The 6,286-nt window shown below is 74.8% G+C and carries 7 protein-coding genes; 4 read left to right on the top strand and 3 right to left on the bottom strand.

The genetic code is table 11. The features are described from left to right. Positions 1–498 (top strand): hypothetical protein (locus BKE38_RS32570; protein WP_207553717.1); only part of this gene is annotated, 498 nt, incomplete at its 5' end. Beyond that, entirely contained in the window at positions 495–824 is a 330-nt protein-coding gene (locus BKE38_RS28595; protein WP_076960527.1) for a gamma-glutamylcyclotransferase family protein, read from the top strand. The genes BKE38_RS32570 and BKE38_RS28595, both read left to right, overlap by 4 nt. A 7-nt stretch (positions 825–831) precedes the next feature. Here the strand turns inward: BKE38_RS28595 and asnB are convergent, their stop codons facing one another. From asnB to BKE38_RS28580, 3 genes are all read right to left on the bottom strand, one after another. After that, a complete protein-coding gene (gene asnB, locus BKE38_RS28590; RefSeq protein ID WP_076960526.1) occupies positions 832–2,607 on the bottom strand; it encodes an asparagine synthase (glutamine-hydrolyzing) in 1,776 nt (591 codons plus the stop codon). Between the two features lie 7 nt (positions 2,608–2,614). After that, positions 2,615–3,805: a glycosyltransferase gene (locus tag BKE38_RS28585; RefSeq protein ID WP_083747937.1), complete on the bottom strand. Its 1,191-nt coding sequence runs from the start codon at positions 3,803–3,805 to the stop codon at positions 2,615–2,617. 76 nt (positions 3,806–3,881) lie between these two features. After that, positions 3,882–4,796, bottom strand: a complete 915-nt coding sequence (locus tag BKE38_RS28580; protein ID WP_076960525.1) for a glycosyltransferase family 9 protein — start codon at positions 4,794–4,796, stop codon at positions 3,882–3,884. A gap of 99 nt (positions 4,797–4,895) precedes the next feature. On the opposite strand from BKE38_RS28580, the gene ygfZ reads away from it, so the two are divergent. Beyond that, a complete protein-coding gene (ygfZ, locus tag BKE38_RS28575; protein ID WP_076960528.1) occupies positions 4,896–5,729 on the top strand; it encodes a CAF17-like 4Fe-4S cluster assembly/insertion protein YgfZ in 834 nt (277 codons plus the stop codon). A gap of 226 nt (positions 5,730–5,955) precedes the next feature. Beyond that, positions 5,956–6,286, top strand: a 331-nt coding sequence (locus tag BKE38_RS32565; protein ID WP_165694314.1) for a hypothetical protein, incomplete at its 3' end; no start/stop codon positions are given.

Raw genomic sequence — 6,286 nt, 5'->3', positions numbered from 1 at the left:
CTGGCCAATGCCGCCGCCGCGCTGGCCATGGCGGGGCTGGCGCTGGGCGCGGCCAAGGCGCAGCGGATGCTGCTGGCGGGCAGCGGGCATGACATCGGCACCGGCCTGCTGATCGGCCTGCCGGCGGCGGTGGCGGTGCTGGCGCTGATCGGGCTGGGCCCCGGGCGGGCACCACGGCGGCACGGGCTGGCGCTGCTGGCGGCCAGCCTGCTGGCGGTGCTGGCCTGCGGGCCGATGATGCTGTTCATCACCACCATCGGCGCGCTGCTGGCGTGGGACGAGGCGCGCGACGGCTGGGCCATGGTGCAGGAAGACCCGGTGATGGCGCCGGCCGCCGCCCTGCTGGCCGGTTCGCTGGGCGGGCTGCTGGGCGACCTGCTCAGCCTGGTGCTCTATCTCGGCGTCAGCGGCTTCGGCCTGGGCTTCTTCGGCTTCAACGGCTGGGCGGCGCTGCGCGGGCTGCGGCTGGCGCTGCGCGGCAGGGTGACCTGGGCATGAGCCTCGACCATCGCCTCGCCACCTATGGCACCCTGGCGCCCGGCCGGGTCAACCACCACGAGCTGGACGGGCTGGCGGGGCAGTGGCGCCAGGGCGTGGTGCGCGGCTGGCTGGTGGCCGAGGGCTGGGGCGCAGCGCTGGGCTATCCGGCGCTGGTGCCCGACCCGGCCGGCGGCGCGGTCGCCGTGCATCTGTTCGAATCGGCCGACCTGCCGGCGCATTGGCCCCGCCTCGACGATTTCGAGGGCGAAGGCTACCGCCGGGTCGAGGTGCCCGTCGAGACCGCCGAGGGCACTCTCCCCGCCTGGATCTACGTCGCCGCCTGAGGCGCGCTCAGCGCGCTGCCAGGTAGGAAAAGGTGTCGGCGCCCCCGGGCAGCACGCCTTCGATGTGGCGGCGGTGCCAGAGCGCGTAGAACAGAAGGTGCCATGCGGCGAAGCCTTCGCGCTTGCCGGCGGCGGCCTTGAACAGCGCCACCACCTTCTCCGGCCGCGCCACCTCCATCACCCCGGGCTGCGCCGCCACCAGCGCGCCCAGGCGCTCGCCCTGGGCGCCGATCCAGGCGCCGACCGGCACGGTGAAGCCCTGCTTCGGGCGGTGCGGCTCGGCGGCGGGGAAATGCCGCGACAGCCATTCGCGCAGCAGCCACTTGCCGGCGCGGTTGCGCACCTTCAACCCGTCCGGCAGGCGGAAGGCGGCCTCGGCAATGGCGGTGTCGAGGAAGGGGGTGCGCCCCTCCACCCCATGCGCCATCAGGCAGCGGTCCAGCTTCAGCAGCAGGTCGTTGGGCAGCCAGTCGGCGACGTCGAGCGCCTGCGCCGCCATCAGCCTTGTGCGGCCCGGCAGGGCGACGGCGGCCTCGGCGGCGGCGATGCCGTCGCGCCAGCCGGTCGGCGGCTGGCGCAGCACGTCTTCCAGCCGGTCGAAGGCGCCGCGGGTGCGCGGCGCCTTGCCGCCCAGCCACCAGGGCCGCATGGCGGCGCGGTAGCGGCCATAGCCGCCCAGGATCTCGTCGCCGCCCTCGCCGGACAGCACCACCTTGACCTCGGCCCGGGCGCGGCGGGCCAGGAACCAGGTCGGGATGATGGCGTAGTCGGCGGCCGGGTCGTCCATGCCGGCGACGATGTCCGGCAGGTTCTTCCAGACCTCCGCCTCGGTGACCGTGATGGTCTCGTGCCGGGCGCCGGCGGCCTTCGCCAGGGCGGCCGCGCGATCGCGCTCGTCGGCGGCGCCGGGCACGTCGAAGCCGGCGGTATAGGCGCGCACCGGCGCCTCGTTCAGCCGCCGCATCATCGCAAGCACGGCAGCGCTGTCGGTGCCGCCCGACAGGAACATGCCATAGGGGACGTCGCTGCGCTGGTGCAGGTCGACGCTGCCCTGCAGCGCTGCGTCGAAAGCGGCCAGCGCCTCGGCCTCGGTGGCCGGGCGCGGGGCGCCCTCGGGCAAAGCGTGGCGACGGCGGCGCTCCAGCACGCGGCCATCGGCGATGGCGATGGTCTCGCCCGGCAGCACGCGGCGGATGCCCTCGAAGATGGTCTCGGCGCCGGTGGTGAACTGCATCTGCAGCAGCTCGCTGCGCGATTCGGCGCGCACCTGCGGCCGCACCAGCCCGGCGGCGATCAGCGCCTGCGGCTCGGAGGCGAAGGCGATGCCCTGGCGCAGCTCTGCGATATAGAGCGGCTTGATGCCGAAGGGATCGCGCGCCAGCACCAGCTGCCGCGCCGCGCGGTCATGGATGGCCAGGGCATACATGCCGCGCAGCTGCTCGGCGAAGCCGATGCCGTCGCGGCGGAACAGGTGCAGCGGCGGCTCGCAGTCGCTGCCGGTGGCGCAGGCCAGCTGGTTGTCCTGGCGCAGCTCGCGGTAGTTGTAGACCTCGCCATTGCCGACCAGCGCGGCAGATCCGGCAAACAGCGGCTGGTCGCCGGTGGCCAGGTCGATGATCGCCAGCCGCGTATGCGCCAGCGCCACCGACCCTGCCACGTGATGCCCGGCGCCGTCCGGCCCGCGATGCGCCAGCGCCGCGGTCAGCCGCTGCAGGGTCAGCGGGTCCGGGGTGGAGTCCGGGGTGGCGCCCTGCTTCAGGATCAGTCCGGCGATGCCGCACATGCGGGGTTCAGACCTGTCCGCCCGGAAGGGGCGCGTTGAGGGTGGGGGATGGCGCGGGCGGCGCGGTCATGGCGGGTGCCTGGACCGTCGGGGCCTGGGCCGGTGCCTGGGCCGGTGCCTGGGCCGGTGCCTGGGCCGGTGCCTGGGCCGCCGGGGCCTGGGCCGCCGTTGCCTGGATGGGCGCCACCGATTGCAGGAAGGCCTGCCAGCGGGCCAGCACCGGCGCCTCGGCGTAGTCGGCCAGGTATCCGGCGCGGCCGGCGGCAGCCAGGGAGGCGGCGCGCTCCGGCGCGTCGATCAGCTGGGCGATGGCGGCGGACAGCGCCTCGGGCGATTCCTGCGGCACCAGCAGCCCGTTCTCGCCGTCGCGGATCAGCTCGGTCGGGCCCTGGGCGGCGACGGCCACCACCGGCTTGCCGGCGCTCCAGGCCTCGAGGACCATGTTGCCCAGCGGCTCATGCCGCGACGAGCAGACGAAGATGTCGCAGGCGGCCAGCAGCGCCCCGGCATCCTGGCGCCAGCCGAGGAAGCGGACGCGCTCGGCGACACCGAGCTCCTGCGCCAGCTTCTCCAGCGCGCCCCGCTCCGGCCCTTCGCCGGCGATGGCCAGCACCGCCCCGGGCAGCCCCGGCATGGCGCGCAGCAGGGTGTCGAAGCCCTTGTTGCGATGCAGCCGCCCCAGCGCCAGCAGCCGGGGACCGCCGCCCTGGAAGATCTCGAGCTCGGCCGGCAGCACGCCGCCCATCTCGTCGACGAAATTCGGCAGGTGATGGACCCGCTCGGCCGGGAAGCCCTGCTCCGCAATCCAGCGCGCCAGGTCGCGGGTGTTGCCGACCAGGTGGTCGCAATGGCGGTAGTATTTGAGGTCGTAATAGCCGCCCAGCCGCCCCACCAGGGTCCAGGGCCCGCGCGGGGTGAAGCGGGTGCCGCGGTTCATCCAGGAGACCACGACCTGCGGCTCGAAGCGCTTCAGCGCCGCGTTCAGCCGCGGCCGGGTCAGCCAGTCCAGCCACCAGGCGCCGAAGGACAGCTGCAGCGGCGCGAGGCCGCGCACTGCCAGCCGCGCCGCGCGCGCGGGGTCGCGGCGGATCACCGGCAGCACCGCCTCGCCCGAGCCGTGCAGCGCGCAGGTCAGCCGCTCGTAGAACCCCTCGGCGCCGCCCATCCGGGCGCCCGCCATCACCTGCGCCACCCGCATCAGCCCTGCCCCTTCGCGCGCCCGTCCCGAGCGCTCCTGTCCCGAGAATGCCCGCTTTCGGCGGCGGTTGCGCCGGTCATGTCGCCGGCTGGTCCAGCAGGGCGATGGCGGCGGCCAGCGCATCCTCGACCGGCAGCGCCTCCATCGCCGCCTGGCCGGGCGTGCCGCGCGCCAGCACGGCCCGCGCCCGCGGGCCCATCGGCGCGTATTCGGTGGCCGGCGTCGGGCCGAACAGCCCCAGCGTCGGCGTGCCCGCCGCGGCCGAGAGATGCATCAGCCCGGAATCATTGCCGAGGAACAGGGCGCAGCGCGCCATGACGGCGGCGGCCTCCGGCAGCTCCAGCCGGCCGACCAGGTCGATGGCGCCGGGCAGCGCCGCCAGCACGGGGGCGGCCATGGCGGCCTCGGTGGCGCCGGGGCCGGCCAGCACCACCGGGCGCGCGCCTTCCAGCCGCCCGCCCGGCGCGGTGAGCTGCCGGAAAAGCTCTGAAAAACGTTCCGGCGGCCAGACCTTGCCGGCCCAGTTGGCGCTGGGGCCGAGGGCGATGAACCGCCCCTCGCCCGGCAGCAGCGCCGCGGCCCGGGCCTCGTCCTGCGGGCCCCACCAGGCGGCCGGGCGCGGCGCCGGGTCCAGCCCCAGCACGGCGGCCAGCTGCTGCAGCTTGTGCCCGGCCCGCCTGCCGCCATGCATCACCGCGCGGCGCCTGGTCAGCACCAGCCAGGACAGCGCCGAGCCACGCAGATCGACCACCAGGTCCCAGCGCCGCCGCGCGACCTCGCCCCAGAGCGACAGCCAGTGGCCGGCGAAGCGCCGCTTGCTGAGCACGATGGTGGCGTCGCGCCGCGGCATGCGCGCGAAGATGCCCTCCGCCACCGGGCCGCAGGCGATGGTGAACCGCGCCTGCGGATAGGTCCGCAGCAGGTGGTCGATCAGGCCGGTGGAGAGCACCGCATCCCCGATGCGGGTCGCGGTCACGAACAGGATGCGCATGCTGGCCGCGCGCTTAGCACGGATCGCGCCGGAAGCGCAGCCGCGCTCTGGTCTCCCTCGCCCTTGCCCTTCCGGCATGGCCGCGCCACTTCTTGGCGCATGCCAATCGCCCCCCTTCCCGACCGCGCCGTGATCGAGATCGCCGGCGAGGACCGCATCGCCTTCCTGCAGGGGCTGGTCTCCAACGACGTGGCCGCCGTCGCGCCGGGCCGCGCCGTCTGGGCCGCGCTGCTGACGCCGCAGGGCAAATGGCTGGCCGACTTCTTTTTCATGGCCGGCGATGACGCGCTGCTGATGGATTGCGTCGCCGACCAGGCGCCGTCGCTGGTGCTGCGGCTGTCGCGCTTCAGGCTGCGCTCCCGAGTCACGCTGACGCCGCGGCCGGAGCTGGGCGTGCTGGCCGGCTGGGACGGCGCCGCCCCGCCCGGGGGCGTCATTGCGGCCGCCGACCCGCGCCTCCCCGAGGCCGGCTGGCGCGCGATCCTGCCGCACGACTCGATGCCGGCGGCCAGCGGCGACTATGCCCGCCACCGCCTGTCGCTCGGCCTGCCCGACGGCGCGCCGGACATGGAGGCGGAGAAGACAGTGCTGCTGGAGGCCGGCTTCGACGAGCTCGCCGGCGTCTCCTGGAGCAAGGGCTGCTACATGGGGCAGGAGCTGACGGCGCGGACCAAGTATCGCGGCCTGCTGAAGAAGCGGCTGGTCCCGGTCGCCGTCGAAGGCCCGCTGCCCGAGCCCGGCACCCCGGTGCTGCGCGACGGCGCCGAGGTGGGAGAGATGCGCTCCGGCCACGCGGAAGGCCTCGGCCTTGCTCTGCTGCGCCTGCCGCTGACCCCGGGCGAGGCGCTGTCCTGCGGCGAGGCCACCCTGCGGCCGCGGATCCCGGCCTGGATGCGCCTGCCCGAGCCCAGGCCGGCTGCGGCACCGGGCTGACCGCCCAAAACCTGACCGCCCCAGAAAAGCCATCACGCGAAGGCTTTTGTTGCGCCACCCGCAATCTGGGCTAAAGCCAGGGTTGGAAATCCTTCCTTAGGGAGGGCAGAGCAGTCTGCCGCGCGCTATGGATATTCCATCGATCGCCAGGACCCCCTCTCCCAAGCCGGATCAGGCGCCCGCAGCGGGCAGCCCGGATCCCGCCAGCCAGGGAGCGGGCGCCCGATTGACCGGCGGCCGGCTGACGCCCGGCGGGGCCTTCAAGTCGCTGCTCGACCAGGCGATGGACGGCAAGGGCGAGGACTCCAAGCTCGCCGATTCGAAGCGCGCCCTGGCCCGGCTGCCGCAGGCCCCCGCCAGCGCCGCCCAGGCCAATGCCCTGCTGGCCGAGCCGCTGGACAAGACCGGCATGGCCGCCCGCAAGGCCGCCGCCCGCGTGGCCGGAGCGCATCTCTCCCACCTCGGCGCCGTCGCGCGCTTCGCCGCCGGCGCCGCCGTCGAATCCGGCGAGCTGCAGGCCGGCGCCCCCCGCCTGCCGCTGCAGCCCGGCGTCGAGG

Origin of the sequence: Teichococcus deserti (assembly GCF_001982615.1) — a bacterium.
Classification (GTDB): Bacteria; Pseudomonadota; Alphaproteobacteria; order Acetobacterales; family Acetobacteraceae; genus Pseudoroseomonas; species Pseudoroseomonas deserti.
The sequence above is the reverse complement of the archived record's forward strand: the minus strand, read 5'-3'. Positions and strand labels throughout refer to the sequence as shown.